The 26,162-nt window shown below is 63.9% G+C and carries 24 protein-coding genes; 3 read left to right on the top strand and 21 right to left on the bottom strand.

From position 1 onward, the window contains the following. The first annotated feature begins 127 nt into the window (after window positions 1-127). Window positions 128-1,177 (top strand): Glu/Leu/Phe/Val family dehydrogenase, encoded by a 1,050-nt coding sequence (locus GA0071312_RS13460; protein WP_074445386.1) that lies wholly within the window; start codon window positions 128-130, stop codon window positions 1,175-1,177. Window positions 1,178-1,190: 13 nt separating this feature from the next. Here the strand turns inward: GA0071312_RS13460 and GA0071312_RS13455 are convergent, their stop codons facing one another. The 9 genes from GA0071312_RS13455 to GA0071312_RS13415 all read right to left on the bottom strand — a co-directional run bounded on the left by GA0071312_RS13455 (window position 1,191) and on the right by GA0071312_RS13415 (window position 11,896). Next, entirely contained in the window at window positions 1,191-2,309 is a 1,119-nt protein-coding gene (locus GA0071312_RS13455) for a peptidoglycan-binding domain-containing protein (protein WP_131817813.1), read from the bottom strand. A gap of 523 nt (window positions 2,310-2,832) precedes the next feature. Beyond that, window positions 2,833-3,516, bottom strand: coding sequence for a phosphate regulon transcriptional regulator PhoB (gene phoB, locus GA0071312_RS13450; protein WP_074445384.1), 684 nt, complete (start codon window positions 3,514-3,516; stop codon window positions 2,833-2,835). A 76-nt stretch (window positions 3,517-3,592) separates the two neighbouring features. Next, the gene (gene phoU, locus GA0071312_RS13445; RefSeq protein WP_074445383.1) at window positions 3,593-4,309 is read right to left on the bottom strand and encodes a phosphate signaling complex protein PhoU; all 717 of its coding nucleotides are present in this window, start codon (window positions 4,307-4,309) and stop codon (window positions 3,593-3,595) included. Window positions 4,310-4,340: 31 nt separating this feature from the next. Further along, entirely contained in the window at window positions 4,341-5,111 is a 771-nt protein-coding gene (gene pstB, locus GA0071312_RS13440) for a phosphate ABC transporter ATP-binding protein PstB (RefSeq protein WP_074445382.1), read from the bottom strand. Window positions 5,112-5,248: 137 nt separating this feature from the next. After that, complete coding sequence (gene pstA / locus GA0071312_RS13435; protein ID WP_074445381.1) at window positions 5,249-6,538, bottom strand: phosphate ABC transporter permease PstA; 1,290 nt, start codon at window positions 6,536-6,538, stop codon at window positions 5,249-5,251. Further along, window positions 6,531-7,913, bottom strand: coding sequence for a phosphate ABC transporter permease subunit PstC (gene pstC, locus GA0071312_RS13430; protein WP_074445380.1), 1,383 nt, complete (start codon window positions 7,911-7,913; stop codon window positions 6,531-6,533). Before pstC ends, pstA begins: the two co-directional genes overlap by 8 nt. Window positions 7,914-7,991: 78 nt before the next feature. After that, on the bottom strand, window positions 7,992-9,044 hold the full coding sequence (locus tag GA0071312_RS13425) for a substrate-binding domain-containing protein (protein WP_238947215.1): 1,053 nt from the start codon (window positions 9,042-9,044) through the stop codon (window positions 7,992-7,994). A gap of 554 nt (window positions 9,045-9,598) precedes the next feature. Further along, window positions 9,599-10,525: a DMT family transporter gene (locus GA0071312_RS13420; RefSeq protein WP_238947214.1), complete on the bottom strand. Its 927-nt coding sequence runs from the start codon at window positions 10,523-10,525 to the stop codon at window positions 9,599-9,601. 117 nt (window positions 10,526-10,642) lie between these two features. After that, on the bottom strand, window positions 10,643-11,896 hold the full coding sequence (locus GA0071312_RS13415; RefSeq protein WP_074446177.1) for an NAD(P)/FAD-dependent oxidoreductase: 1,254 nt from the start codon (window positions 11,894-11,896) through the stop codon (window positions 10,643-10,645). Window positions 11,897-12,051: 155 nt separating this feature from the next. On the opposite strand from GA0071312_RS13415, the gene GA0071312_RS13410 reads away from it, so the two are divergent. Beyond that, the gene (locus GA0071312_RS13410) at window positions 12,052-12,999 is read left to right on the top strand and encodes a sodium:proton symporter (RefSeq protein WP_131817812.1); all 948 of its coding nucleotides are present in this window, start codon (window positions 12,052-12,054) and stop codon (window positions 12,997-12,999) included. Window positions 13,000-13,003: 4 nt separating this feature from the next. On the opposite strand, the gene GA0071312_RS13405 is transcribed toward GA0071312_RS13410, so the two are convergent. The 11 genes from GA0071312_RS13405 to GA0071312_RS13355 all read right to left on the bottom strand — a co-directional run bounded on the left by GA0071312_RS13405 (window position 13,004) and on the right by GA0071312_RS13355 (window position 23,681). Then, the gene (locus GA0071312_RS13405) at window positions 13,004-13,966 is read right to left on the bottom strand and encodes a site-specific tyrosine recombinase XerD (RefSeq protein ID WP_074445379.1); all 963 of its coding nucleotides are present in this window, start codon (window positions 13,964-13,966) and stop codon (window positions 13,004-13,006) included. 60 nt (window positions 13,967-14,026) lie between these two features. Continuing rightward, a complete protein-coding gene (locus tag GA0071312_RS13400; protein WP_074445378.1) occupies window positions 14,027-14,173 on the bottom strand; it encodes a histidine kinase in 147 nt (48 codons plus the stop codon). 93 nt (window positions 14,174-14,266) lie between these two features. Continuing rightward, entirely contained in the window at window positions 14,267-14,773 is a 507-nt protein-coding gene (gpt, locus tag GA0071312_RS13395; protein WP_074445377.1) for a xanthine phosphoribosyltransferase, read from the bottom strand. 48 nt (window positions 14,774-14,821) lie between these two features. Further along, window positions 14,822-15,571, bottom strand: a complete 750-nt coding sequence (locus tag GA0071312_RS13390) for a competence/damage-inducible protein A (RefSeq protein ID WP_074445376.1) — start codon at window positions 15,569-15,571, stop codon at window positions 14,822-14,824. A 147-nt stretch (window positions 15,572-15,718) separates the two neighbouring features. Then, window positions 15,719-16,711, bottom strand: a complete 993-nt coding sequence (locus GA0071312_RS13385; protein ID WP_074445375.1) for a threonine dehydratase — start codon at window positions 16,709-16,711, stop codon at window positions 15,719-15,721. A 28-nt stretch (window positions 16,712-16,739) separates the two neighbouring features. After that, complete coding sequence (locus GA0071312_RS13380; RefSeq protein ID WP_074445374.1) at window positions 16,740-18,014, bottom strand: urate hydroxylase PuuD; 1,275 nt, start codon at window positions 18,012-18,014, stop codon at window positions 16,740-16,742. A 179-nt stretch (window positions 18,015-18,193) separates the two neighbouring features. Beyond that, window positions 18,194-18,523, bottom strand: coding sequence for a septal ring lytic transglycosylase RlpA family protein (locus tag GA0071312_RS13375; RefSeq protein WP_238947304.1), 330 nt, complete (start codon window positions 18,521-18,523; stop codon window positions 18,194-18,196). Window positions 18,524-18,767: 244 nt separating this feature from the next. Then, complete coding sequence (locus tag GA0071312_RS13370) at window positions 18,768-19,181, bottom strand: VOC family protein (protein WP_074445373.1); 414 nt, start codon at window positions 19,179-19,181, stop codon at window positions 18,768-18,770. 77 nt (window positions 19,182-19,258) lie between these two features. After that, a complete protein-coding gene (locus GA0071312_RS13365) occupies window positions 19,259-20,518 on the bottom strand; it encodes an SAM-dependent methyltransferase (RefSeq protein ID WP_074445372.1) in 1,260 nt (419 codons plus the stop codon). A 162-nt stretch (window positions 20,519-20,680) separates the two neighbouring features. Further along, window positions 20,681-22,147 carry a cryptochrome/photolyase family protein gene (locus tag GA0071312_RS13360; RefSeq protein WP_074445371.1) on the bottom strand — a complete coding sequence of 489 codons (1,467 nt, stop codon included), beginning with the start codon at window positions 22,145-22,147 and terminating at the stop codon, window positions 20,681-20,683. A gap of 115 nt (window positions 22,148-22,262) precedes the next feature. Continuing rightward, window positions 22,263-23,681, bottom strand: coding sequence for a M20 family metallopeptidase (locus GA0071312_RS13355; protein ID WP_074445370.1), 1,419 nt, complete (start codon window positions 23,679-23,681; stop codon window positions 22,263-22,265). Between the two features lie 175 nt (window positions 23,682-23,856). On the opposite strand from GA0071312_RS13355, the gene GA0071312_RS13350 reads away from it, so the two are divergent. Continuing rightward, window positions 23,857-24,213, top strand: coding sequence for a TraR/DksA family transcriptional regulator (locus tag GA0071312_RS13350; RefSeq protein ID WP_074446174.1), 357 nt, complete (start codon window positions 23,857-23,859; stop codon window positions 24,211-24,213). Window positions 24,214-24,240: 27 nt separating this feature from the next. On the opposite strand, the gene GA0071312_RS13345 is transcribed toward GA0071312_RS13350, so the two are convergent. Next, a complete protein-coding gene (locus tag GA0071312_RS13345; protein ID WP_238947303.1) occupies window positions 24,241-25,956 on the bottom strand; it encodes a potassium/proton antiporter in 1,716 nt (571 codons plus the stop codon). Between the last annotated feature and the right edge of the window lie 206 nt (window positions 25,957-26,162).

Raw genomic sequence — 26,162 nt, 5'->3', positions numbered from 1 at the left:
TCCAGCGCAAGCGTCCGATTCTACGCATTGTCATCATTCAGGGTTACATTAGTAAATTAATATTAGATCTGGAGTTGTATCATCTCGTCAATGCCGCATTTCGGGGCAATGATGAGGAGGGGTCGCCATGAGGATCTTCGATAATCCGCATTTCGATGCGCATGAGTCCGTCGTCTTCGTTCATGACGCCCGGACGGGGTTGCGCGCCATCATCGCGATCCATGATACGCGGCTCGGTCCGGCTGCGGGTGGATGTCGGTTCTGGAATTACGAGAGCGAAGACGCCGCGATCGCCGACGTGCTGCGGCTTTCGCGTGGCATGACCTACAAGAACGCGGTTGCCGGCCTTGATCTCGGCGGCGGCAAGTCGGTGATCATCGGTGATCCCAGAGCGATCAAGACACCACAGCTCATGCGCGCTTTCGGGCGGTCGGTCGAACGTCTCGGCGGGGCCTATACCACGGCAGAAGATGTCGGAGTGGATGTCGAGGACATGGAGCATGTGCGCGAGACCACCCGCCACGTCGCCGGTCTGGCGCATGGCGCTCATGCCAGCGGCGACCCCTCGCCAACCACGGCGAAGGGCATTGTCAACGGTCTTCGCCGGGCAGTGGCGCAGCGACTGAATCGCGATGATCTCGGCGGTCTGCTGGTGGCGGTACAGGGCCTCGGCCATGTCGGCTGGCATGTCTGCTCGCGTCTGCACGAAGGCGGCGCGAAGCTCATCGTCAGCGATATCGACGCCGCTCGGGTCGAGCGCGCCGTCTCGGAATTCGGCGCGACGGCTTGCGCTGCGGAGGCTGTCCTCTCCGTTGAGGCGGACGTGTTCGCGCCCTGCGCGCTGGGGGCGGTGCTGAATGCGCGCAGCATCCCCGCTCTGCGCGTCGCCATCGTTGCGGGTGCCGCCAACAACCAGCTGGAGGACATCGCCGATGCGGACAGGCTGCACGCGCGCGGTATTCTCTACGTGCCCGATTTCGCCATCAATGCCGGCGGCATCATCAGCGTCTCACGTGAGATCGCCGGTGTCGCCGATCCCGACTGGATAGCCGGGCGCATGCACCAGCTCGACGCGAACATCGCCGCGATCCTCGCCGAAGCGGAAGCGGAGCGCGTCTCGCCGCATCACATCGCCATGCGCTTCGCCGAAAGACGGCTGGACGCGGCGGGGCGGTGAGTCCGCCGCCTGATCAGCGCAACTGCGCGACATCTCCGAGGAACGGATGCACCCATTCGTGATCGAGAAGGGCGGGCCCGAGCCGCAGGCACTTCTGCGGGTTCTCGCCGAAATCTAAGCGGCATTCATCATTCCATTGCATCAGGCCATTGCGGAAATTCGGTCCGGGAATTCCGTCGATTGCCGCAGTGTAGTAGCCGTATTCGGCCATGATGCGCTGCGCCTCCCGCACGGTCTCGCGTGAAAACGTTCCGATGACGGCGTCCACGCGCTCATTATGAAAATCAAGGGACTCAATGTAACCACCCGCCTGCAGAATCCGCGCGGCGGCGTAGTGCCGGTCGGGGCTGTCGTAGTATTGATCGACGAATAACGCGTAGACGAGGGCAGGCTCCCATTGGTACCGGATACCCGGCGCGGCCACTGCGTGATGCATGCCGGTTGCGGCCTCATCGCGGTCTTCGACTCCGAAATCAAGCGTGCCGTTTTCGATGGACAAGGCGCAGTTGGACCTGATCTCTGCATAAGCCTTGGCAACATTGGTTGCGGCCTCCATGTCGGGCGTCAGCGTACCGGTCTCGCCGCCGGTGATGCCCGCTCTGATCACGTCACGCGACCAATCCATCAGATCACGCGCGACCCGTTCGCGATCAGGCAGATCGACAAAGGACTTGAAAAAGCGGTTGGTGGGGGTGTCGTCGGCATCAGGATCGTCGGACATGCCGAAGAGGCCGGCACCCCCGATGCTGGACCTCGTCTTACATGGTGTGAAGCTCGCCGGGCGCTGGCCGGCCAGATGAATCACGTGGGCCGGTGCGAATCCGGCCTGCGAGGCGCGTTCGACAAACGCGTCGGCTTCGTTGCGCAAACGTGGCGCAATGCTGCGGATCGGATGAGCATCCCGCTCACTCCACTCCTCCAGACCAAAATGAGCGATGCTCTGCGGATAATTCTGCTGGTGAGCCCTGAACTGATCGGTCCAGTCCCAGTGCTCGGTCTGGTAGCGGCCGAGATAGGCAAAGGCGGTCATCGCGCCGGGGTCGCCCGATTCCGCATCGGCCCTTGCCGTATCGAGAAATGCACGCAAGGGCGCCTCGTGGCCGAGCATCAGCATCTCGATGCCGATCAGCATCCAGATATGATCGACCCTCCAGGCTTTCGGATCGTCACGCTGATACAAATCTGCGACGCGGTCATCCAGATAAATTTCGATCACCCGCGCGAATTCATCCTCATCGCGACAGCCGTTCTCGAGCATGGTTTCGAGCGCGAGTAACGGGGATACGTGGCGCGCCTGGGGATTGACGAAGTATTCCTGCGAAAACGATTCGACCGAATGGGCCCCGATGTTGCAGCTCTCATCGGCGCGCGCCTGATTGCTTAGCGCAGTTGCGAGGAGGCAAGCCGTGCCCACCAGGATCTGTATGGATTTCGTCATAATACCTCCCGGTAGCTCATGCGGGGCTCAGTATCCCGTCAGGCATGCGGCGGGATCCGGCTTGAGGTTTGTAAATCGTGCAGACCCGGTTGACCGCACAAACGGATCCGGAGACACATTCTAAGGAATATTTCGATGAAATTATGCAATCAAAACGTCGTGGCGACAACCAAAAATAATATTCCGATAAAAAATTATCGTGATGAACGTCGACGAATCACCCCTCAAAGGCATAGCCCGCGCCGCGCACGGTGCGGATCGGATCTGAACCCGATTGCGCCTTGACGGCCTTGCGCAGACGCCCGACATGGACATCGACGGTACGCTCGTCGATATAGACGTCGCGCCCCCAGACATTGTCGAGCAGCTGCTCGCGGGTGAAGACGCGCCCGGGCGTGCGCATCAGGAATTCGAGCAAGCGGAATTCCGTCGGGCCGAGATGCAGTTCGGTGCCGTTGCGGCGCACGCGGCGGCTGTCGCGGTCGAGCTCGATATCGCCGGCGACCAGCTTGTCGGTCAGCAGGTTGGGATCAGTGCGGCGCAGCAGCGCTTTCACACGGGCGACGAATTCCGGAACGGAAAACGGCTTGACGATATAATCGTCGGCGCCTGTTGCGAGACCGCGCACACGGTCGCCTTCCTCGCCGCGCGCGGTGAGCATGATCACCGGCAGGCGGCGCGTGTTTTCCCATGCCCGGATACGCCTGCAAAGCTCGATGCCGGAAATCCCGGGCAGCATCCAGTCCACGATGGCGATATCCGGCACATGTTCCTTGAGTCTGATTTCCGCGTCGTCACCACGCATCACGCAATCGACCTCGTAGCCTTCCGCTTCGAGATTGTAGCGCAGGAGCAGGGTCAGCGCTTCCTCGTCCTCGACCACCAGAACCTTCGTCGACATCGTGTCATCGCCTCATGCTGCGGCACGTACGGGCGCCGCCGGTTGCTTCATGCGGGGCAGGGGGGGCAGGCGCAACTCACTTGCCCGTATGTTCGACATGCTCGAGGGAGGTACGATCCTTCTTCGGGCGCTCGGCCGTCAGCGGTTCGCCCTTGACGAGGTAATGCACCGTCTCCGCGATATTGGTGGTGTGGTCGCCAATACGTTCCACATTCTTGGCGCAGAAGAGCAGATGCGTGCAGAAGGAGATGTTGCGCGGATCTTCCATCATGTAGGTGAGCAATTCGCGAAACAGCGAGGTATAGAGCGCATCCGTCGCTTCGTCGCGCTCCCAGACATCCATCGCCGCCTCGAGATTGCCCTGGGTATAGGCATCGAGGGCATCCTTGAGCTGCGCCTGGACAAGTTCGCTCATCCGGTTGACACCGAGCACCACCTTCTGCGGCTCGAACTGGCCGGAGACGGCCAGCGTGCGCTTACCGATATTCTTGGCCATGTCACCGATACGCTCGATATCGCTGGCGATGCGGATGGCGGAGATCACCTCGCGCAGATCCACCGCCAGGGGCTGGCGCTTGGCGATGGTGAGGATGGCGCGCTCCTCGATCTGGCGCTGCAGATCGTCAAGGCGGTCATCCATGGCGACCACGGCCTGGGCCTGGTTGACGTCGCGGCGCACCAATGCGGTGGTGGCATCGAGCAGCATCTTTTCCGCGATCCCGCCCATCTCCATGATGGCCGAACGCAGGCCCTGCAATTCATCATCGAAAGAGGAAACGGTATGATCGACCATGTTCGGGTTCTCCTGCAAATCGTTGTGCGGTTCAGCCGAAACGGCCCGTAATGTAATCCTGCGTCCGCTTCTCGCGGGGGCTCGTGAAAATCCCCTCGGTCGGCCCTTCCTCGACGAGATAGCCGAGATGGAAGAAGGCCGTCTTCTGCGAGACGCGGGCCGCCTGCTGCATGGAATGTGTCACCATGACGATGGTGTAGTTCGTCCGCAGCTCGTCGATCAGTTCTTCGACGCGCGCCGTTGCGATCGGATCGAGCGCCGAGCACGGCTCATCCATGAGGATGACGTCGGGATTCACGGCAATGGCGCGCGCGATGCACAAGCGCTGCTGCTGGCCGCCAGACAGTCCGGTGCCGGGCTCCTGAAGCCGGTCCTTCACCTCCTCGAAAAGGCCTGCGCGTCGCAGGCTGCCCTCGACGATCTCCTCGAAATCGGTCTTGCTGCGGGCCAGGCCATGAATGCGCGGCCCATAGGCGATGTTCTCGAAGATCGATTTCGGAAACGGATTCGGCTTCTGGAAGACCATGCCGACCCGCGCACGCAACTCCACGACGTCCAGGTCGGGATCATAGATGTCGCGCTCGTCGATGGCGATGCGCCCGGTCACCCGCGCAATGTCGATGGTGTCGTTCATGCGGTTGATGCACCGCAGGAAGGTTGACTTGCCGCAGCCGGACGGACCGATGAAGGCCGTGACGGCCTTCTCGGGAATGTCCAGCGACACGTCGAAGATCGCCTGTTTCTGACCATAGAAGACATCGACACCCTTGGTCTCGATCTTCGTCCTCGCCCGATTCGGCATCGGCGATCGCACCGTCCTGATGGGTGCATCCCCGGAGGATTCGGGCTGCGGCGCAGGAGCGATGGCTGCGGCAGTGGCGGCTGATGCGGCGGCGGTAGCGGCTGTGGCAGTCATGGCAGGGTCCTCGAAAAACGGGTTCACCAGGTGCGTTCGATGCGCTGTCGCAGATAGACGGCGATCGCGTTCATTGTGATCAGAAAGCCCATAAGGACCAGAATACCGGCGGAAGTTCGCGAGACGAAGCCGCGTTCCGGGCTGTCGGCCCAGATGTAGATCTGCGTCGGCAGCGCGGTCGATGATTCCAGCAGGCCACCCGGCGGGCTGGTGATGAAGGCATTCATGCCGATGAGCAGCAGCGGGGCGGTCTCGCCCAGCGCCTGGGCCAGACCGATGATGGTGCCGGTCAGGATGCCCGGAAGGGCCAGCGGCAGCACGTGATGCATCACCACCTCGTGCTTCGAGGCGCCCACGCCGAGCGCCGCTTCGCGGATCGACGGCGGGACCGCCTTGAGGGCCGCGCGGGTAGCGATGATGATCGTGGGCAGGGTCATCAGGGAGAGCACCATCCCGCCGACCAGCGGCGCCGAGCGCGGCAGACCGAACCAGCCGAGGAAGACGGCGAGGCCGAGCAGGCCGAAGACGATCGACGGCACGGCCGCGAGATTGTTGATGTTGACCTCGATCACGTCGGTCCAGCGATTCTTCGGCGCGAATTCCTCCAGATAGACTGCCGCAGCAATGCCGATCGGAAAACTCAGAATGAAGCAGACGAGCAGGGCGAAGAACGAGCCGGTAATGGCGCCGGCAAGCCCGGCAAGCTCCGGGAAGCGGCTGTCGGCATTGGTGAACAGCGCGAAATTGAACGGCGTGGACACGCGTCCCTGCTCGACCAGCTGGTCGAACAGCGCGACCTCGAAATCATCCACCCGCCGCTGCGCTTCCGGCGTATCCCGGTTGACCTGCCCCTTGTTGAGCTGGTCGAACGGATCCGAGGCCGGGATCTCCAGCGTCACCGTCTCCCCGATCAGACCCGGATCTTCCATCACGGCGTTGCGCACAAGGAAGGGTGTATTGTTGGTCAGGATCCGCACCGCCGTGCGCAGATCCTCCTCCGGCAAGTCCGGAAACAGCGCCGCCACGGAGCGGCTGGTGATCTCGCGAAAGTTGCCGCGCTGGAGGTTGTCCTGCGAAACGACCTCGGGATCAATGTAGAACGGCACCTCGACCTTCGTCTGGACGAAGGCCGTATAGCCGTTGAGGATCAGCGAACCGAGCAGCAATGCCAGCAGGGACAGGGCCGCCGTGATCGCGGCGATGCCATAGGCGCGCAGCCTTTTTTCCTTGGCATAACGTTTCGACCGGCGCGCCTTGGCGTGCCCGGAACCCCAGTCGAAATCGGCCATGGCGGGAGCGGCTGTATCAGTCATACTGCTCTCTGTACTTCTGGACGATGCGCAGCGCGATAACATTGAGGCCGAGCGTCGCGATGAACAGGACGAGCCCCAGCCCGAAAGCGGCCAGGGTTTTCGGATTGTCAAAGGCGGTGTCGCCGATCAGCAGCGTCACGATCTGAACGGTAACCGTCGTCACGGAGTCGAGTGGATTGAAGGTGAGTGTCGCTATCAGTCCGGCCGCCATCACCACGATCATGGTCTCGCCGATTGCGCGACTGACGGCGAGGAGGATGCCGCCCATGATGCCGGGCAGGGCGGCCGGCAGCAGCACCTTGGTGATCGTCTCCGCCTTGGTCGCGCCGAGCGCCAGCGAGCCTTCGCGCAGGGAACGCGGCACCGCGCGCAGCGCATCGTCGGAGAGCGAGGAGATGAACGGGATCAGCATGATTCCCATCACGCTGCCGGCCGCGAGGGCCGTATTCGGCGAGATCGGAAGACCCAGAGCCGTGCCGGCGTTGCGCAAGGCGGGGGCGACCACGAGGATGGCGAAGAATCCGTACACGACTGTCGGGATACCCGCGAGGATTTCCATCAACGGCTTGACTGTGCGGCGCAGGCGGTCGCTGGCGAATTCCGCCAGATAAATCGCCGAGAACAGGCCGATCGGGGTCGCCACGAACATGGCGATCGTGGCAATCAGCAGCGTGCCGACGAAGACGGGAACCGCACCGAACGCGCCGGCGCCGGCGACCTGGTCAGCGCGGATCGCGATCTGCGGTTCCCAGTTCAGACCGAACAGGAATTCCGTGGGCGGAACCAGCGAAAAGAAGAACCAGGCTTCGAAAAGCAGCGAGGCGATGATCCCCACCGTCGTCATGATGGCAATGACCGAGCAGGTGACCATCAGGATGGTGATGCCGCGCTCGAAACCCTGACGCGCGCGAAAGCGCAGGGACAAGCGGGCCTGTGCGACGAAGAGCGTGATAATCATCAGGCACAGCGCGACCACGACCATGGCCCAGCGGGCAATGCTCACCCAGCGCTCGTAGCGCTCCGCAGCAGCAGAAATGGCCGGCTGCGGTTCACCGAAGATGATGCCATTGGCGACGTTCTTGATTTCGGAAAGATAGAGATCCAGCTGCGTGGACGATGCGTCGCGCGTCAATGTCTCGGGAAGGCTCGCGATGATCAGGCTGTCGATGACGGTGCCTTGAAAAACCAGCCAGAGCATGACGAGGACAAGGGCCGGAACGCCTACCCAGATGGCGACGAACGCCCCATGATAGACCGGGCGTGAATGCAGCTTCTGCGATGGCCCGGCCTCGGCAAACCGGCGCGCCTGGAGCCGCCCGACCATGAATGCCAGCACGGACAGGATCAGGATGGCAAAGAAGACATTCGTGAGCATCGCACCGGACCGTTCGTCAGAAAACAAAAGGTCGCGGCGGTTTGTCCACCGCCGCGACCGGAGACCACTGGCCTCATATCACATTGCGTAGCGATCGAAAGTCACGCTGTCAGCAACTTCCTGCTGGGTCTCTTCACGGGCAGCATCCGGGAGCGGAACCATGCCACGCTCGGAGAGCAGACCACCAGGGCCCATCACGTCTTCGCTGACGTAGAGTTCAACGAACTCCGTCAGGCCGGGGATCACACCACGATGCGCGTTCTTGATGTAGAAGAACAGCGGGCGCGATACCTGATACGAGCCATCGGCAATCGAGTCGAATGTCGGCTCGACGCCTTCGACCGAGACGGCCTTCAGCGTGTCCTGGTTCTCGTAGAGGAAGGAGTAGCCGAAGATGCCGACGGCATTCGGATCCTGCTGCAGGCGCTGCACGATCAGGTTGTCGTTTTCGCCCGCCTCGACGAAGGGGCCGTCCTGACGCATGCGCGAGCAGATTTCTTCCCAGCGATCCTCGTCGGAATCTTCGAGGGCGGCGATCACTTCGAATTCGTTGCAGCCTGAATGCATGGCGAGTTCGACGAAGGCGTCACGCGTACCAGAGGTCGGCGGCGGGCCGAATGCAACGATCTCGGCATCGGGGAGCGAGGAGTCGATTTCGCTCCAGCGAGTGTAGGGGTTCTCGACGATTTCGCCATCGACCGCGACTTCGGCGGCCAGCGCCTGGAAAATCTGCGCGAAAGTAAGGTTGAAGCTCTCGCCGTCCACGGACTGGGCGATCGAGAGGCCGTCCGAGCCGATCTGGGCTTCGGTGACTTCGGTGACGCCGTTCTCCTGGCAGAGCGCCCACTCGGATTCCGTCATGGCGCGCGAAGCGCCCGTGATGTCCGCCGTGTTGGGGCCGACACCTTCGCAGAAAATCTGCATGCCGCCGCCCGTGCCGGTGGATTCGATGACCGGAGCAGGGTTGCCGGTGACGTTGGCATATTCTTCCGAAGCCGCCTGGCTGTAGGGGAAGACAGTCGATGAGCCGACGATACGAATCTGGTCGCGCGTCTGGGCCTGGGCAGCGCCGGCAACCATGATGCCGGCGGTCGCGAGGGCAATCGCGCTGGTAAGGGTGGTGAATTTCACGGGTCTACTCCTTGTCGGAATGCATGTCGCTTCGATCGCGTCGCGATCTGCATGAAGCAGCGTCCGTATAGACGGCCTAAATGACACTTGCATGACAAGCGTCGTCAAGCACCTTGATCGTTGCGCTTTATCGCAGATGAAGCTTCGCAACGCTCCGGAACCGATCAGAGCTGAGCAGGCAAAACTTTGAATTCAGTTCAAAAATTTCTATCCTGGAAGCGGTGTTTTGTTGAATGGATCGCATTGTGAGAGGGGCGTGCGGGCTACGTATTTCTACGTTTCCGTAGCGTCGACAGCTGTTGCGCCTCGATGACATTGATAATTATGGGTAATTAATTGTTCTTTTGCTGCATTCATGATTGTATAAATTTCCGGCGCTCCGGACATCTTCCGTTGCCGCGCGAGTCCCGTGTGCAAGTCCCGTGTGGGAGAAAACCGTTTTCCGCCGGTTGGCAAAAATGCATACGACGCCATCGCGCCGATGCGGTCCATGCCCAATTGTCGCCTTGGCTCTCGCTTGATGCTACGGGTGCTCAGGGCAGGGGAAATACACCTCAGATGGCCCGCTTCGACGCCATCTCCGCGGCTTTCTTGCGGGCCAACCCGAGACGGTGTTCGCGCCAGATGACGAAGATGCCGGCTGCGATGACGATGGCGGCGCCGGTCAGCACAATCGCCTGCGGCCAGTCGCCGAAGACGAACCAGCCGAGCAGCAGCGCCCAGATCATGGTGGTATATTCGAACGGCGCAATCAGCGAGGCATCGCCGAAGCGATAGCTCTGGGTGAGCAGGATCTGGCCGATCCCGCCCAGAATGCCGATCACGACGAGAATGCCGAAATCGATCAGGCCCGGCATGTTCCAGCCGAAAACGATCGTCGCGAGACCGATCAGGGTCGAGAAGACCGAAAAGTAGAAGACGATGGCGCCGGTACGCTCGGTCGCGGTGAGGCGGCGGACCTGGATCGTCGCGCCAGCGGTACACAGGGCGGCGAAGATCGCGAAGGTCGCGCCCAGTGCCCGATTCTCGTTGGCGATTGCGGCATCGACCACGCCGAATTGCGGCGTCAGCATCAGGATCACGCCGACGAAGCCGATGGCGACGGCGCTCCAGCGATAGGCGCGCACCGTTTCCTTGAGAACGAGCGCCGCGAGCACGACCACGATCAGCGGCGCAGCATAGCCGATTGCCACCGCATCGGAGAGCGGGAGATAGCTCAGCGCCGCGAATCCGCAGAACATGCCCGTCACGCCGATGATGCTGCGCAGCAGGTGGCCCTTCAGGTTGTGCGTGCGCACCGCGTTCACCATCACGTCGCTCCAGGCGAGCCAGATCAATAGGGGGATGAGGGCGAAGGCGGAGCGGAAGAAGATCAGCTGTCCAACCGGAAACGAATCACTGACGAGCTTGATCGTCGCCGCCATCATCGTGAAGGCGAAGGCCGAGAAGATCTTCAGAAGGATGCCGATGAGGGGCTGCACGGGATAAGGGCCGGGAGAGAAAAACCGCCTGCAGCAAACCATGCGCGGGGCGCGACGGGAAGCGCTTTCGGCGCAACGGCAGATGCGCGCCCCGCGCATGGCGGAGCAGTGGCGTTCTCAGAAACGGTCGGCGCGAAACCAGCCCGTGTCGACCACCGGATCCTCGCCCGTCATCATCTCGGCAAGGATCCGCCCGGTGACCGGTCCGAGCGAGAAGCCGTGATGGTTATGGCCGAAGGCGAACCAGATCCCGTCATGGCGCGGCGCCGGCCCGATGACGGGGCGCATGTCGGGGAAACAGGGACGCAATCCCATCCACGGTTCCGGCTCGTTCGGCGGGCCGAGCGGGAATATCTCCCGCGCGAGTGGCTCGCAGCGCGCGATCTGGATCGGGCTCTTTGGCGCATCGCGGGGGGCGAATTCGATCCCGGTCGTGAGCCGGATGCCCTTGTTCATCGGGGCAAGCACCACCCCGGCATCGACATCGAGCACGGGATGATTCAGGACCGCGTTGCCCTCGGCGGCGTAATGCAGATGGTAGCCGCGCTTGGCTGCAAGCGGCATGCGGTAGCCGAGCCGCTCGTAGATGTCGTTCGACCAGGCGCCCATGGCGACGACCACGTCATCGGCGGAGATCTCGCCTTCCCCGGTGGTGACGCGCCACCCTGCCTTGCCGTTGCCGCCATGCGCTTTGAGCGAGCGCGCATCGCCGCTGATGAAGCGCCCGCCCTTGCGTATGAACAGATCGGCATAAGCCTTGGTCAGACCGCCGGGATCAGGGCTGGTATTGGGATCACGCAGATGGATTGCGCCGATGACGCGGTCGCTCAGATGCGGCTCGCGCTCCTTCAGCCCGGCCCGGTCGAGCAGATCATAGCTGATCCCGTAATCACGGGCGAAGCGCTCGGCCTCCGCGGCTTCCGCGTCGAGCCGTGCCTGGCTGCGCGCCGCCTTGATCCAGCCCCTGGGGCGCATCAGCGGGGCGACACCCGCCTCGGCGACGAGATCGGCATGTTCCTCGACGCAGCGCTCGATCAGCGGGCGCATCGCGCGGGTCGCCTCCGCGTGGCGGTGCGGCGATGAATGCCACCAGTAGCGCGCCAGCCAGGGGGCGATCCTGGGCAGGAAGGAGATCTCGTAGCGGACTTCCGTGGAGCGGTTGAGCCCGTATTTGACCAGCGAACCGAGATCGCGCGGGAAGGCATAGGGCTCGATCGTGGCGCGTTCCATCAGGCCGGCATTGCCGTAGCTCGCCTCCTCGCCGGCGCCGCGACGGTCAACCAGCACGACGTCACGCCCACGGCGCTGCAGATGCAGGGCGGTGCTGACGCCGATGATACCTGCGCCGAGTACGATCACATCTGTGCGCATCCGCACCTCCCGGAGACTTGTTCCAACCACGCCGTTCGGGATATGGGATGAGACGGCGCAGGCCAAGGCGGAAATTGTCGCCCCCGTCCGTGCGCCGAAGCCGACGCTGGCATTCGCGTCCCGCCGCATGCATGTCCCGGAGCCGTCTTGCCGATATGTCGTTTCTGATCCGAGCCCTCGCCCTGATCGGTCGATATGCGACCCAGGGTTTTGCGATCAGCATCATGGTCGGCCTGATGCTCCCCCAGTTTGCCGCTGCCGCGCGTCCGTTTCTGCCGGTTGCGATCTTCGTCTTCGTCGCCATGACCTTCGCGCGCGTCGATCTGCATGCGCTGCGCGCCATCCTTCGCGCGCCGTCGGGCCTGATTTTCGCGCTGATCTGGACGACCCTCGCGCCGATCCTGCTCGTCGGCGGCGCTCTCGCATTGGTGGGGCGCGACAATCTCGATCCGGGGCTGGTTCTCGGGCTCGCCATTCTCGCTGCCGCGCCGCCGATCATGTCGTCCCCCGCCATCGCCATGGTGCTCGGTCTCGCGCCGACCATGCTGCTGACGGTGGTGCTGGTCATGACCGCGCTGGCGCCGCTCTATTCGCCGATTGCCGCAGAGTTCGTCGCCGGTGTCGTCGTGCCGATCGATGTCGGCGTGCTGGTCACGCGTATGATGCTGCTGATCGGAGGTGCGATCATCACGGCACTCGTGATCCGCCTCGTTCTCGGCGAAGGGAGTATTCGCAAGCACAAGGCGAGTTTCGACGGGCTCGGTGTCGTCACCTACTTCCTCTTCGCCGTCGCAGCGATGGATGGTGTGCTCCATGCGGTCATGGATAACCCGCTGCGCGTTGCCGGCTATCTCGGTATCGTCTTTGCCATCGCCTTTGCCGGAATCCTCTCGGCGATGCTGATCCTGCGTCCGCTCTCGCCGTCGGATCGGTTCGTGCTCGGCTACGGGACCGGGCAGCGAAACATGGGGCTGCTGATCGCGGCGCTGGGCGCAGCGACGCCTGACACGACATACCTTTTCTTTGCGCTGGCCCAGTTCCCGATCTATCTGATGCCGCAGATCGTCAAGCGCTTCTCGCGACGATACGTGGTCGCGAACTGAGCACTCATGCGCTTTGCGATAGCGGGTGCAGGTCGCGCACCAGCGCCTTCATCCGCTCGTCGAGGACATGGGTGTAGATCTGCGTCGTCGAGATGTCGGCATGGCCGAGCAATTCCTGGATCATGCGCAGATCCGCGCCGTTCTGCAGGAGATGGCTGGCGAAGGCGTGGCGTAGCACGTGGGGTGAGACGGCGCGGGGGTCGAGTCCGGCCTTCATGGTGATGCTCTTGAGATCGCGGGCGAAGGCCTGGCGGGTGAGATGGCCGGTTTCGCTGTCGGCGGGAAACAGCCAGGGGCTGACCGCCTGCGCGCTGGCCTTCGTCTTGCGCGCGGCTGCGGCTTCCTCACGCGCTGCGAGATAGCGCGAAGCCGCCGCCTTCGCCGATGCGTTGAGCGGAACGAGACGCTCCTTGTTGCCCTTGCCGCGCACCACGATCAGCGAATCGCGCGTGCGCGCAGCGGATCGGGGCAGGGCGACGAGCTCGGAAACGCGCAGGCCCGTCGCATAGAGCAGTTCGAGCAGGCAATGCATGCGCAACGCCCGCAGATATTTCCCCGGCGAGAGATCCGGCGCGTCGCAGGCCTTGCGGGCCGTCTCCAGCAAATGCTCCACATCGGTGATTCCGAGCGTCTTGGGCAGCGAGCGCCCCTTGCGCGGCCCGCTCAGCGTGGCGGAGGGATCGGCGCCGAGATGACCCTCGCCATAGAGAAACTTGTGGAACTGGCGCACCGCCGAGAGCCGCCGGGCGGCGGAAGCGGTACCGAGGCCGCGAAGACCGAGATCGGTCAGATAGTCGCGCAGATGGTCTTGTCCAACCTGCGCAAGGGCGAGTCCCCGTTCGCCGAGGAAGCCGGCATAATCGGCGAGATCACGGCCATAGGCAGCAAGCGTGTTCTTCGCTGCGCCGCGTTCGACGGCGAGCATGTCGAGAAACAGGGTGACGAGGCGATTCGTATCGGTGGCCATGCGGCGAGTCTGGGGATGCGGCCTTAACAATCGCTTCACGCCATGGCGCGGCAAGACGGATTATCGCGGCAACAGCCGCGTCGGCGGGATGTTGGTGGACATCTCACGCGGCTGCGGCTCGACGAAAGTGGCAAGCCCCCACATCCCCGCATAGCCGAGACCTGCGAGGATGGTGAGGATCACGATCAGGCGAAACAGCGTTGGCACGATTGCGACCGTGTTCGGTGGACGACATCGCGGCCATTACGACCACGTCCATGCGCGCAAGGCAAGCCTTGTTGCAAAGCGTTGAGCGCCGGTTCAGACCGGCTCGCCGTTGCGGATCGGCGGCTGGAAGGACAGGCCCATATCCCAGGGGAAGTAGATCCAGGTATCCTGGCTGACTTCCGTCACGAAGGTGTCGACCAGCGGGCGCCCGGCAGGCTTGGCGTAGACCGTGGCGAAATGTGCCTCGGGCAGCATCTCGCGCACGACCCGCGCGGTCTTGCCGGTATCGGTGAGATCGTCCACGACCAGCACGCCCGCGCCCTTGCCGTTGCCGAGATTGCGCACCGCCGGGGCGATATCCTTGATGACCTGCAATTGCCCCTGCTTCTGGTAATCGTGATAGCTGGCAATGCACACTGTCTCGATCAGCCGCAATTCGAGCTCACGCGCCACGATCGCCGCCGGCACCAGCCCGCCGCGGGTTATGCAGACGATCCCCTCGAATGGGCCGGCGGCGGAGAGCCGCCAGGCCAGGGCACGGGCATCACGGTGGAACTGGTCCCAGGAGACCGGAAAGGCTTTGTCTGCGGGGTTGGTCATTCTTGCTTTCCTCGAACCAATCAGGGCTTTTGAACGGGTTTTCTGTGCTTACGCCGGCGCGTTGTCGCCCGTAGTGCGGTCGAGCAGGGCGCGGATATCGGCGAGCGCTGCGTCGATCGCGGCGCGATCACGCCCGCGCACGACGATCTGGTTGCGGAAACCGGCACCGGTGAAGGAGGGGTAGGAGCCGATCGAGACGCCGGGATGCGCCTTGTCGATCTCCGCGAGCGCGCTGGCATACGCGCCTTCCGGCAGGCCCTTGGCGTCGATCGTCTCGACCATCACCTTCACGCCGCTCGCGAGATACTGGCTCACATCGTCGAGCATCGCCTGCATGATCGAGGGCACGCCGGCCATGGTGATCACGTTCCCGATCATGAAGCCCGGCGCCTTCGAGATCGGGTTTTCGATCAGCGTCGCGCCGAAGGGGATGCGGGCCATGCGCATGCGGGCCTCGTTGAGTTCGCCCGGCGCATAGCGCTCGCGCATCATGGCGAGCGCGCGCTCGTCGTAATCGATGCCGACACCGAGCGCCTTGGCGATGCTGTCGGCGGTGATGTCGTCATGGGTGGGGCCGATGCCGCCGGAGGTGAAGACATAGGTGTAGCGCGCCCGCATGGCGTTCAGGGCGGCGACGATCTCCTCCTCGATATCGGGCACGATACGCGCCTCGCGCAGATCGATGCCGCGTTCGGTGAGGTAATCCGCCAGATAGCCGATATTCTTGTCCTTCGTGCGCCCGGAGAGGATTTCGTCTCCGATGACGAGCATGGCGGCGGTGATGGCGGGCTCGGACATGGTTGCGTTCTTTCGATTGTCGCAGTTGCTTTAACGTCGCTGCGCGACGGGCTCAAGCCTCGCGCAGCGGCGGAGGACGGGAATGATCGTCCGAAGACATACACCCTACGCAGCGCGCCGCACTCCGGACCTGATTGCTGCCGTGCCTCAGGCCGGCTCCGGCGTCTCGCCGGCCAGAACCCGCGCGGCCACGCCACGATCGATATTGCCGCCGCACAGGATCACGCCGACGCGTGCGCCCTCGGGAAAGACGGCATCGCCGTTGCGGATCTCCCGCGCGAGTGCCGCCAGCGGCGCGGCGCCGGCGCCCTCGGCCAGGTTGTGCGTATCCTCGTGATAGATCCGGATCGCCTCCGCGACTTCCGGGTCGCTGACGCGCACGATGCGCGCCGCGCCGGCTCTGATGATCGCAAAAGCATCCGGATCGGGCTGGCGTGTGGCCATGCCGTCGGCGAAGGTGCGGGAGGTCTCGGTGGCAATGATCTCGCCCGCCTCGAGTGAGCGGGCATAGGCATCCGCGTTCTCCGAGACGACTCCCACGATTTGCGTGTCGAGCCCCAGCGCATCGCGCGCGGCGATCAGGCCGCAGATGCCGGAGCCGAGGCCGATCGGGACATAGACCGTGTGAAGGTCGGGGCAGGCGGTGAAGAGTTCGAGCGCATAGCTCGCCACGCCCGCGACGAGATCGGGATGAAACGACGGGACCACTTCGTAACCGCGCTCTTCGGCGAGCTGCGGCAGGAGGCTGCGCGCGGCTTCGAAGTCCTCGCCGTGCTCGATCAGCTCGGCACCGAAGGCGCGCATGGCGGCGTTCTTCTCGCGGGCATTGCCGTGCGGCGCGACGATGGTGACTGGAACGCCGGCGCGCGCTCCCGCGAGTGCGAGGCTCTGGCCGTGATTGCCGCGCGTGGCGCTGACAATGCCGCGCACATCCGGGCGCTCGCGGCGCAGACGGTCGAGATAGACGATCCCGCCGCGCACCTTGAAGGCGCCGGTGGGGGTATGATTCTCGTGCTTGACCACGACCTCGACCCCGAGACGCGCCTTCAGCAGCGGCCAGGCATATTGCGGTGTCGCAGGCATCACGCCGTGAACGAGAGCAGCGGCTTCTTCCAGTTGCGCGCGTGTGATCTTCGTCATCTCGTCCCCCGATCCGTAGCGTCTCGTCTCAGCTGCCGTCCGCAGCCAGGCGTGTGATCGGCCCGGCGCGGCGTTTCTCTTCGTATTCCGCGAGCCAGTCACGCACCAGACGGCGTTCTTCCAGACTCATATGGGTGATGTTGTTCGGCGGCATGGCGCGGGTATCGACGGTTTGCGCGCGGATCTGGGCGGCGAAGCGCAGGATCTCGGCCTCACTCTGCAAGACGACGCCTTTCGGCGCGGAGGCGATGCCCGGCCAGAACGGCTCGCTCGCGTGACACATGACGCAGCGCCCCTGCAAGGTCAGTACGGCTTCCTCGAAGAGCGGCGTGCGCAGCTCGACCGGCGCCGCACCGGTGGTGAAATCGGCGTCATCGAGGCTCGGACGTCCCGCGAAGGAGAGCCATATGGCGAGCGCCATGCTCAGTGCGGTGAGACCCCAGGTCCATGTGACGGTGACGCCGGGCGTCTGCGTTCCGGCATGGTGGGTGTTGAAGAAATGCCGGATCGCGGCGCCGGCAATCAGCACCAGCCCGATGATCGCGATCGCGTAGCTGCCCGACCAGGCCAGCGGATAATGGTTCGAGAGCATCAGGAAGATCACCGGCAGGGTGAGGTAGTTGTTGTGCAGCGAGCGCTGCTTGGCCTGTTTGCCCAGCGCCGGATCGGGCGTGCGCCCGGCGATCAGATCAGCCACCACGATCTTCTGATTGGGGATGATCACCCGGAAGACCGAGCCCGACATCCAGGTCGCGATCAGCGCGCCCGTATGCAGATAGGCCGCGCGCGGCGAGAAGACCTGGAAGAAGAACCACGCCGCCAGCAGGATGAAGGCGAAGAGTGCGATGCCGAGCAGCATGTCATCGTGCCCCAGAGGCGATTTGCACAGCCCGTCATAGATGAACCAGCCGGCAATCAGTGCCCCGATCCCGATCACGCCGGCCTGCCAGGGCGCGAGTGCCATCACGCCCGGATCGATGGTGTAGAGCTCGGCCTGGAGATAATAGATCCAGATCAGCAGGAAGAAACCCGAGATCCAGGTCGCGTAGCTTTCCCATTTGAACCAGGTCAGCTCCTTCGGCATGTGCGCCGGCGCGACCATGTATTTCTGCATGTGGTAGAAGCCGCCGCCATGCACCTGCCAGGCCTCGCCGCCGACGCCCTCGGGCAGGCTCTCGCGCTTCTTCAGGCTGAGATCGAGCATGATGAAGTAGAAGGACGAGCCGATCCAGGCAATGGCGGTGATCACATGCAGCCAGCGCAGCAGCTGACCGGTCCATTCGGTGAGGGCGGCATCGAGCATCAACGGGCATTCCCTTCAGGCATTCCCTTGCGAAAAGAGGCGGGCGGCGAGCCGGTATTCCGGTTCCGCCATGTGAGCCCAGCCGTAGCCTGCTTTCAAGCGGCAAGTTTTCAATTGCTGCCGCCCGCCTGTGCAACACCTGACGCAATGATGCCCTGCAAACGCCCGTTCGTGCGGCGTCACATCAGGACGTCGACTCGCACGGGCGCCACACCGGTGCTCACCATGCCCACCGCTGCAGCCGCACCCCGCGACAGATCGATGATCCGGTTGCCGATGAAGGGGCCGCGATCGTTGATGCGCACGACGACCGAGCGGCCGTTGCGCTCGTTGGTGACGCGCACCCGGGTGCCGAAGGGAAGCGAGCGATGTGCCGCCGTCAGTTGGTTCATGTCGAAACGCTCGCCATTCGCAGTCGTGCGTCCGTGGAACTTGCCGCCATACCAGGAAGCGGGGCCGGAGAGGGTCCTGGCCACACGCATATTCTCGGAGGCCGTCGCCTGCGGCATTCCGGGGCCGGATTGGCCGGGCACGAAGGCGATGGGGGAGGCGGCCAGGACGAGGCCGAGGGTCGCGATCGCACTGAGCGCGCGCAGGGGGGATTTCACGAATGTCATTTCGGATCGGTCCGTTCACGTTGATCGGTGAGCGCTCTTTGGCGCGCCAGCCGTCTCACGGTCCGATGTGGCGAGAACGTGCAAGGGGCGGGGCAGGGCAGGGGCGATTTACGGGCGCCCCTGCCCGAAAGTCCGGTCAGCCATAGCGACCGTGACGCTGCAGGACTTCGATCTTGTAGCCGTCCGGATCCGCGACGAAGAAGAATTTCGCCATCAGCGCGCCATCGCGGTGAAACGCCTTGATGGGCTTCGGAGACAGCCCTTCGCGCGCGAAACGAGCATGTTCCGCCTCGATATCCTCGACCGCGAAGGCGATATGGCCGTATCCGTCGCCGAGATCATACGGTTCGGTGCGATCATGGTTGATCGTCAGTTCCAGCTCGAATCCGCTCGAGGCGTTGCGCAGATAGACCAGCGTGAAGCCCTCGAAAGGGAAGCGATCGGCGATTTCGAGGCCGAAAGCGCGGCTGTAGAAATCCACCGACCGTGTCTCATCGAGCACACGGATCATGCTGTGGATCGGCTTGGGAACCGTGATGGCGGCAGACATGCGTCCTCCGTTGCGGGTGAAAATCTCTCATTTCGGCGGGCTCGGCGCTCCAGGCGCGCCGGTATCGATATGCCCCGTCATGCCGGCCTTGCAAAGACCATCTGGCGGACATCAATATTCGCCGTAGTGAAGCCGACCTCGCAATAAGTCAGATAGTAGTTCCACAGCCGGCGGAAACGCTCATCGAAACCGAGTGGTGCGATTTCCTTCCACGCCGCTTCGAAGCGCTCGCGCCAGATGGCGAGCGTGCGCGCGTAGTCGAGGGCAAAACCGGCATCGGAGACGATCGGCAGGCCCGAGCCATGCGACAATTTCTGCATGATCGAAGGAGACGGCAGCATGCCGCCGGGGAAGACATAGGTGCGGATGAAATCCATCTCCTTGCGGTACGCCTCGAACGCCTCGTCGCGGATGGTGATGAGCTGCAACCCGGCTCGCCCGCCGGGCAGGAGGCAGGCGCGCATCTTCTCGAAGAAGCCCTGCCAGTATTGTTCGCCCACGGCCTCGAACATCTCGATCGAGACAATGCGATCATAGCGCGCGGTCTCGTCACGATAGTCGCGCATCGCAATGGTGACCCGGTCCGACAGCCCCGCCTGCGCGATGCGCTGCGTGGCGTGATCGTATTGCTCCTGCGAGATGGTGAGGCCGGTGACGCGGCAGCCGATCTCGCGCGCGGCGTATTCCGCGAAGCTGCCCCAGCCGCAGCCGATTTCGAGAACATGGTCGTCGGGTCCGATACCGGTCTCGGTGGCGAGCCGCGCATATTTGCGCCGCTGCGCACTCTCCAGATCGTTGTCGCCGGGTGCGAAGATCGCCGAGGAATAGGTCATCGAACGATCGAGCCAGCGTTCATAGAAGTCGTTGCCGAGATCATAATGCGCATGGATGTTGCGGCGCGAGCCCCGGCGACTGTTGCGGTTCAGGAAATGCCGGATCCGCTGCCACACGCGCAGCCCGGGACGGCCCAGCGTGAGCTGCCCGCCGGCCATGTGATTGGCCAGGAACAGCAGCAGGAGCGCCCTCAGATCCGGGGTATCCCATTCGTTTTGAAGGTAGCCTTCGGCAAAACCGACATCACCGGCGATCAGGAAGCGCCGCAGGCAGGTGGCGTCATGGATGACGAGGCTCGCCCGCGGACCCGGATCCGTCCCGGCGAAACGCAGGCGCCGACCGTCGGGGAGGGTGAGGTCGAGCGTGCCGACAGGCAGTTGTGCGGCAATCGACAGCGACTTTCGCAAGAGAAACGGCAGCCCGCGCAGAACTTCGCCGAGACGGTCGGAAGTCACTGTCATGAATTCATCACCGGTATCATGCTCGTCTGCGGTGTGTTGCATGGCGCGCCTCCCTGCGCTGCTTTCCCCGGATGGTGTCCGGAGCGTCTGTAGACCGGTAATTCTCTAAACCATGGCCTAAAGGTATCGATCCCGTCTGCGAGGATTACCCCGCACATCAATTGTGGCAAGCGGAAAAACCGGCGGATCCGACTCGCGTCATGCTCAGCGGCGTTTGATCGTCTCGAACGCGTCCAGCGCGCGCTTGCGCGCATCTTCATGCACCACGATCGGCTTGGGGTAGTTTTTCCCCAGGACCACGCCGGCCGCCTTGAGCGCATCGGGCTTCGCCTCCCATGGGCGATGAATGACACGGTTCGGCAAACCGGCAATTTCAGGCACCCAGCGGCGGACGTAATCGCCTTCCGGATCGAATTTCTCGCCCTGCGTCATCGGATTGAAGATCCTGTAATATGGCTGCGCATCGGCGCCAGAGCCGGCGACCCATTGCCATCCCGCAGGATTATTGGCCGGATCGGCATCGACGAGCGTGTCCCAGAACCAGGCTTCGCCCGCTTTCCAGTGAATCAGCAGATGCTTGGTGAGAAAGGATGCCACGATCATGCGCACGCGGTTATGCATGAAGCCCTGATGCCACAATTGCCGCATCCCCGCATCGACGACGGGGAAACCGGTGCGACCCCGCTGCCAGGCGTGCAGTTCGGCATCATCCTCGCGCCAGGGCATGGCGTCAAACTGGTCGTTCATGTTGCGCGTGTGCAGCGGCCCATGGGTAAAGAGCAGCTGATAGCTGAAATCGCGCCAACCGATCTCGGCCCGAAACGAGTCGTAATCCTGCGCATCGACACGATCGGCGGCGCGCGCCGCCAGCGCCGCGTGGATCGCCTGACGCGGGGTGATTTCGCCGAAGCGCAGATGCGCAGAGAGCCGCGAGGTCGCGTCGAAATCGGGCCGGTCGCGCTCACGCGCATAGCCGGACAGATGCCTCGAGACGAAAGCCTTCAGGCGCTCATGCGCTCCATCCTCGCCGCGCTTTGCCGCATCGGCCTCCCAGGTCTCGCGCAGACCGCCGGCCCAATCAGGCGTGCGCGGCTCCAGAGCGAGTTCGTTCAAGGTGACGCTCAGATCGTCGAGGGCGCGCGGGAAGGGCGCGCGGGGGAGGTCGCGCGGTGCGCGCAGGGGTTCCGGCGGCGGGTCATGCGCCACTGCGGCGCGATTGAAGGGGGTGAAGACCTTGTAATGGCCGCCGCTCTGGTTGAGCACGCTCCCGGGCTCGTAAACCAGCCGTCCCGGAAAGCTCTTCACCTCCAGACCGTCATCGCGCAGGCGCTTCTTGAGCCGCGCATCGATCTCGCGTTCGGGGCCGTAGCGGCGATTCCAGTAGAGCGCTGCGGCATCCGCCTCCGCGACGACGCGCGGCACCAGTTCCTCCGCCGCGCCCGAAAACAGATGCAGGCGGTTGCCCCGCTTCTCCAGATTGTCCGATAGGTTCGCGAGCGCTCCGTGCAGCCACCACCGGGCCGCGCCACCGAGCGGGCGGATCTCGGGGGAGGCATCGTCAAAGACATGGAAGCACAGGACAGGTCGCCCGCTATCGAGCGCCGCGCGAAGGGCCGCATTGTCGCCGACGCGCAGATCATCACGAAACCATACCAGAACCGGCTGCGCCATGCATCGTTTCCCCTCTCCCGAGCCGCTCTCGGCCCGGGTTCGCGGCTTGCAGATAACGCGAGCCTGCGAGAAGGCAAGCGGCGCGGGGCGGAAGAATCGCGTGACGGCTCCCGGATCAGCCGCGTGACATGTCCAGCGGGGGCTGGACGCCCTCGGGGATCGGCGAAACATAAGGAGTTTTCGTCGTGCGCGCCTTGTGATCGGCCTTCACGCGGGCCAACAGATCGGGATCGGTGAGCACCGCCACCCCGGTTCCGGCCATGGCCTTGGCGACATGCACCATTGCCTTGTGAGCATGCGCGGACTTGCCCTGTGCCACAACCTGCCAGGTATGCAGCGGCGTGCCGATCGCGATCGAGGGCGCATGCGCCTGTACCGTGGGTACGGCCCACGAGACGTCACCGACATCGGTGGAGCCGATCATCAGGTTGCGCGGCTGGTCGAGCGGGACGGTGAAATCCGCGAGCGGCGCATCGCTGGGCTCGCGCCCGATCACCTTCCAGGGGGCGGCGCGATCCTCCTCGGACAGGGTTGCGCGGATTTCGCGGGCAAATTCCCTGTCGGCCTCGTCGAAAGGCGGGGGGCCGAGTTCCTCCAGCATGGATTGCAGGGTTTCTTCGAGCGGGCGGTTGCCGAGGAGGTTGGAGACCGCCGAGATGATCTTCATCTCCATGCGGGTCTCGGTCATCAGCGCCGCGCCCTCGGCGATCTTGCGTACGCGCTCGACGAGTTCGCGCATCCCGTTGAGCTCGCCGGCCCGGATCGAGTAGCGCACCCGCGCATGGGATTGCACCACATTCGGGGCAATGCCGCCGGTATCGAGCACGGCGTAGTGCACGCGCGCATCACTCGGCATGTGCTCGCGCATGTAATTCACCCCGACACTCATCAGTTCGACCGCGTCGAGGGCCGAGCGACCGAGATGCGGCGAGGCGGATGCATGCGAGGTGCGGCCAAAGAAGACGAAATCGGCGCGGGTATTGGCGAGCGAAACCGGCGGGAAGATTTCCCAGAAGCTGTTGGGATGCCAGGAAATCGCCACATCGACATCGTCGAAGGCGCCGTCGCGCACCATGAAGGCCTTGGCCGCGCCGCCTTCCTCGGCCGGACAGCCGTAATAGCGCACGCGTCCCGGAATGCCTTGCTCGGCGAGCCAGTTCTTGAGGCCGACAGCGGCGAGCATGGCGGCGGAGCCGAGCAGATTATGACCGCAGCCATGGCCGTGGCCGCCTTCCTCGATCGGGCGATGCTCGGCGATGCCGGCTTCCTGGCTGAGGCCCGGAAGCGCATCGTATTCGCCGAGAATGGCAATCACCGGCCCGCCTTCGCCCGCTTCACCCATCACGGCAGTGGGGATGTTCGCCACGTTCTCGGTGACGCGGAAACCCTGATCGCGGAGCTCACGCGTATGCTCGGCGCAGGAACGCTCCTCCGTATAACAGACTTCCGGCATGCCCCAGACGCGATCCGCGAGCGCGATCAGGCGCTCCTTCGCGGCGTCGACCTGACGCCAGATATCGCGGCGATTATCCATTTTCGTTCTCCTTGCGGCGCAATTGTCACGCCTTTCGCATTCCATGCACGGGATCGTCTCTGATTTGGCTTTGGCAGGGCGGGGTGACAAGCCGCGCCGACGCGCATACCGTCCATGTGCGGGTGCAATATCCGCCCGGTGAGCGCGCCTTCGCTTCGGCTTGCAGGATTTCGTGATGAGTGATGCATTTTCGAATGAAGAGAAACAGTTGCTGGCCGAACTTCGTGCGCGCATTGAGGCCGAGCTCGCTGAAATCGATCAACTTCTCCAGGAAACGCAAGCGGATTCCGCCCCGGTGGCGCTGGATCAGCAGAGCGTCGGGCGCCTTGCCCGGATGGATGCGATGCAGGTTCAGGCCATGGCGCAGGCTGCGCAGACGCGACGTCAGGGGCGCCGGCAGGGATTGCTCTTCGCGCTGCGGCGCATGGATGACGGCGAATATCTCGATTGTCAGGCCTGCGGTGAGGAGATCGGCGCCGGGCGGCTGCGCGCGGATCCGACCTTCCACCTATGCGTGCGCTGTGCGCGCTGAATCGACTCCGCAACTGGCCGAGGCTGATCAGCGATCTTTCGCTCCTGCCCCCATAGCGCTTTTGTCCTGATCCGCAGCGAGGGCGGCTGAGCGTGCCAGCGCACGCCGGCTGCGCCAGGCCCGCAGGCGCGCGATCATCCGCCCGGTCGGCGTCGCCGGTTTTTCATCGGGTTCCTCGAATTCCACGGTGACTGCGGCAACCTCGTCGTTCCGGATGGCGGTAGCCATCAGGAAAGCCGGTTCGATGGCGATGCGGTCTCCGACATCGACCCGATCCTCGAAGCGCTCGTCGAAGGCTTCGGCGATGCTCAGTTTCTTCAGATCGGCGGGCACGTGCAGACCATAGAGCCGCGCGACGTCCGCGACCGTGGCGTCGCCGGAGAAGCTGAACATTCCCAGCGCCGGCGGCTTGCCGCCATCGCCGGAGGCGAACAGGCGGTCGAGCCGCGGGACACGGGCCGGCGGCGCGAGAAAATAGCCGTAATCACCGGCGCGCAGCGGCCCGGCCGCCTCCGGCGTCAGTACCTCGCCATCGCGCACGATCATCACCACGCGCATCCACGAAGGGTAAACCGCGCGGGCGAGAACGGGACTGTTTTCGGTAATCGGATAGCCCACCATTTCGAGCTCGAGCTGGCCGGGCAGATCAATTTCGAGCCGTTGGGGATCGGCAATCGCCTCACCCGATTGCTGTCCGAGCCGCGTCGCCATCCAGCCGACGCTCCAGCCCTGAACCAGAAGCGAGATGAGCACCACGAAGAAGGCTATGTTGAAATAGATCTCGGCATTGGGCACCGCCGTGAGCGTCGGGATCGCGGCGAGGAAGATCGAGACCGCGCCGCGCAGCCCGACCCATGAAATGAAGTTCTTCTCGCGCTTGCCGAAGCCGAACGGAGTCAGGCACAGCCATACGGCGAGGGGGCGGCCGATCACGATGAGGAAAGCCGAGATGAGGATGGCGGGCAGGGCGTAATGCACCAGCGTCGACGGCGTCGCGAGCAGTCCCAGGACGAGAAACATCACGATCTGGCTCAGCCAGGTGGCCGCATCATGGAAACTCAGGATCGTGGGGAAGGCGCGCACCGGGCGGTTTCCCACGATCAGGCCGGCGAGATAGACCGCGAAAAAACCTGACCCGCCGAGCACGGAGGTCAGCGAGAAGATCAGGATCGCAGCGCTGACGGCGAGGAGCGGGTGCAGACCGTGGGGCAGGGTGAAGCGGTTGAGCGCCCAGACGAGGGTCATCCCGCCCAATACGCCGAGCGCCGCACCGATCACGGCCTGTTGCAGCAACAATGCCCCGATCGCCCAGCTCGTATCCGTCTGTTGCACCAGCAGCACCTCGACGAGCGCGATGGTGAGGAAGACCGCGACCGGGTCGTTCGTGGCGGATTCGATCTCGATCGTGTTGTTGACGCGCCGGCGCAGCTTCATGCCCTTCGAGCGCATCAGGAAGAAGACGGCGGCCGCATCCGTGGAGGAGACGATGGCGCCGACGAGCAGACCCTCGACGAGGCTGAGCCCCAGGATCAGAGTGGCGGCGGCGCCAGTGGCCAGCGTCGTGATCAGGACGCCGAAGGTGGCGAGCATGGCGGCGGGGGCGAGCACGCCGCGAAAGCTCGCCAGCCGGGTGCGCAGCCCGCCATCGAAGAGGATGATGGCCAGCGCGGCGGAGCCGATCAGGTAGGTTGCCCGAAAATCATCGAAGACGATGCCGCCGATGCCGTCCTGGCCGGCGAGCATGCCGAGCACGAGGAAGATCAGGAGCAGGGGGCGCCGAAGCGCGACGCGAGGAGGCTCGATGCGATGCCGATCAGCACGAACAAGGCGCCGAGCAGAAGCGCAATGTTGGCGATCGTCAGGTTCTCCATTCGTCGATTCCCCGATCAATAAAGACACTCGACCGTCGCGATCCGGCGCCCGGACCCGGCATTCGGTACGATTTGGGC

It is taken from the genome of Saliniramus fredricksonii (assembly GCF_900094735.1).
Taxonomy (GTDB): Bacteria; Pseudomonadota; Alphaproteobacteria; order Rhizobiales; family Beijerinckiaceae; genus Saliniramus; species Saliniramus fredricksonii.
The sequence above is the reverse complement of the archived record's forward strand: the minus strand, read 5'-3'. Positions and strand labels throughout refer to the sequence as shown.

Bases quoted from the DNA above. Each gene is read 5' to 3' on its own strand.
- GA0071312_RS13405 (WP_074445379.1), bottom strand. From the start codon at position 13,966: ATGGCCACCGATACGAATCGCCTCGTCACCCTGTTTCTCGACATGCTC.
- gpt (WP_074445377.1), bottom strand. From the start codon at position 14,773: ATGACCAACCCCGCAGACAAAGCCTTTCCGGTCTCCTGGGACCAGTTC.
- pstC (WP_074445380.1), bottom strand. From the start codon at position 7,913: ATGCTCACGAATGTCTTCTTTGCCATCCTGATCCTGTCCGTGCTGGCA.
- pstB (WP_074445382.1), bottom strand. From the start codon at position 5,111: ATGCCGAATCGGGCGAGGACGAAGATCGAGACCAAGGGTGTCGATGTC.
- GA0071312_RS13460 (WP_074445386.1), top strand. From the start codon at position 128: ATGAGGATCTTCGATAATCCGCATTTCGATGCGCATGAGTCCGTCGTC.
- GA0071312_RS13350 (WP_074446174.1), top strand. From the start codon at position 23,857: ATGAGTGATGCATTTTCGAATGAAGAGAAACAGTTGCTGGCCGAACTT.
- GA0071312_RS13385 (WP_074445375.1), bottom strand. From the start codon at position 16,711: ATGACGAAGATCACACGCGCGCAACTGGAAGAAGCCGCTGCTCTCGTT.
- GA0071312_RS13410 (WP_131817812.1), top strand. From the start codon at position 12,052: ATGTCGTTTCTGATCCGAGCCCTCGCCCTGATCGGTCGATATGCGACC.
- pstA (WP_074445381.1), bottom strand. From the start codon at position 6,538: ATGACTGATACAGCCGCTCCCGCCATGGCCGATTTCGACTGGGGTTCC.
- GA0071312_RS13355 (WP_074445370.1), bottom strand. From the start codon at position 23,681: ATGGATAATCGCCGCGATATCTGGCGTCAGGTCGACGCCGCGAAGGAG.
- GA0071312_RS13370 (WP_074445373.1), bottom strand. From the start codon at position 19,181: ATGTCTGCCGCCATCACGGTTCCCAAGCCGATCCACAGCATGATCCGT.
- phoU (WP_074445383.1), bottom strand. From the start codon at position 4,309: ATGGTCGATCATACCGTTTCCTCTTTCGATGATGAATTGCAGGGCCTG.
- GA0071312_RS13455 (WP_131817813.1), bottom strand. From the start codon at position 2,309: ATGCTGATCGGCATCGAGATGCTGATGCTCGGCCACGAGGCGCCCTTG.
- GA0071312_RS13360 (WP_074445371.1), bottom strand. From the start codon at position 22,147: ATGGCGCAGCCGGTTCTGGTATGGTTTCGTGATGATCTGCGCGTCGGC.
- GA0071312_RS13415 (WP_074446177.1), bottom strand. From the start codon at position 11,896: ATGCGCACAGATGTGATCGTACTCGGCGCAGGTATCATCGGCGTCAGC.
- GA0071312_RS13365 (WP_074445372.1), bottom strand. From the start codon at position 20,518: ATGCAACACACCGCAGACGAGCATGATACCGGTGATGAATTCATGACA.
- GA0071312_RS13380 (WP_074445374.1), bottom strand. From the start codon at position 18,014: ATGCTCGATGCCGCCCTCACCGAATGGACCGGTCAGCTGCTGCGCTGG.
- phoB (WP_074445384.1), bottom strand. From the start codon at position 3,516: ATGTCGACGAAGGTTCTGGTGGTCGAGGACGAGGAAGCGCTGACCCTG.
- GA0071312_RS13345 (WP_238947303.1), bottom strand. From the start codon at position 25,956: ATGCTCGCCGGCCAGGACGGCATCGGCGGCATCGTCTTCGATGATTTT.
- GA0071312_RS13375 (WP_238947304.1), bottom strand. From the start codon at position 18,523: ATGCCGCAGGCGACGGCCTCCGAGAATATGCGTGTGGCCAGGACCCTC.
- GA0071312_RS13390 (WP_074445376.1), bottom strand. From the start codon at position 15,571: ATGTCCGAGCCCGCCATCACCGCCGCCATGCTCGTCATCGGAGACGAA.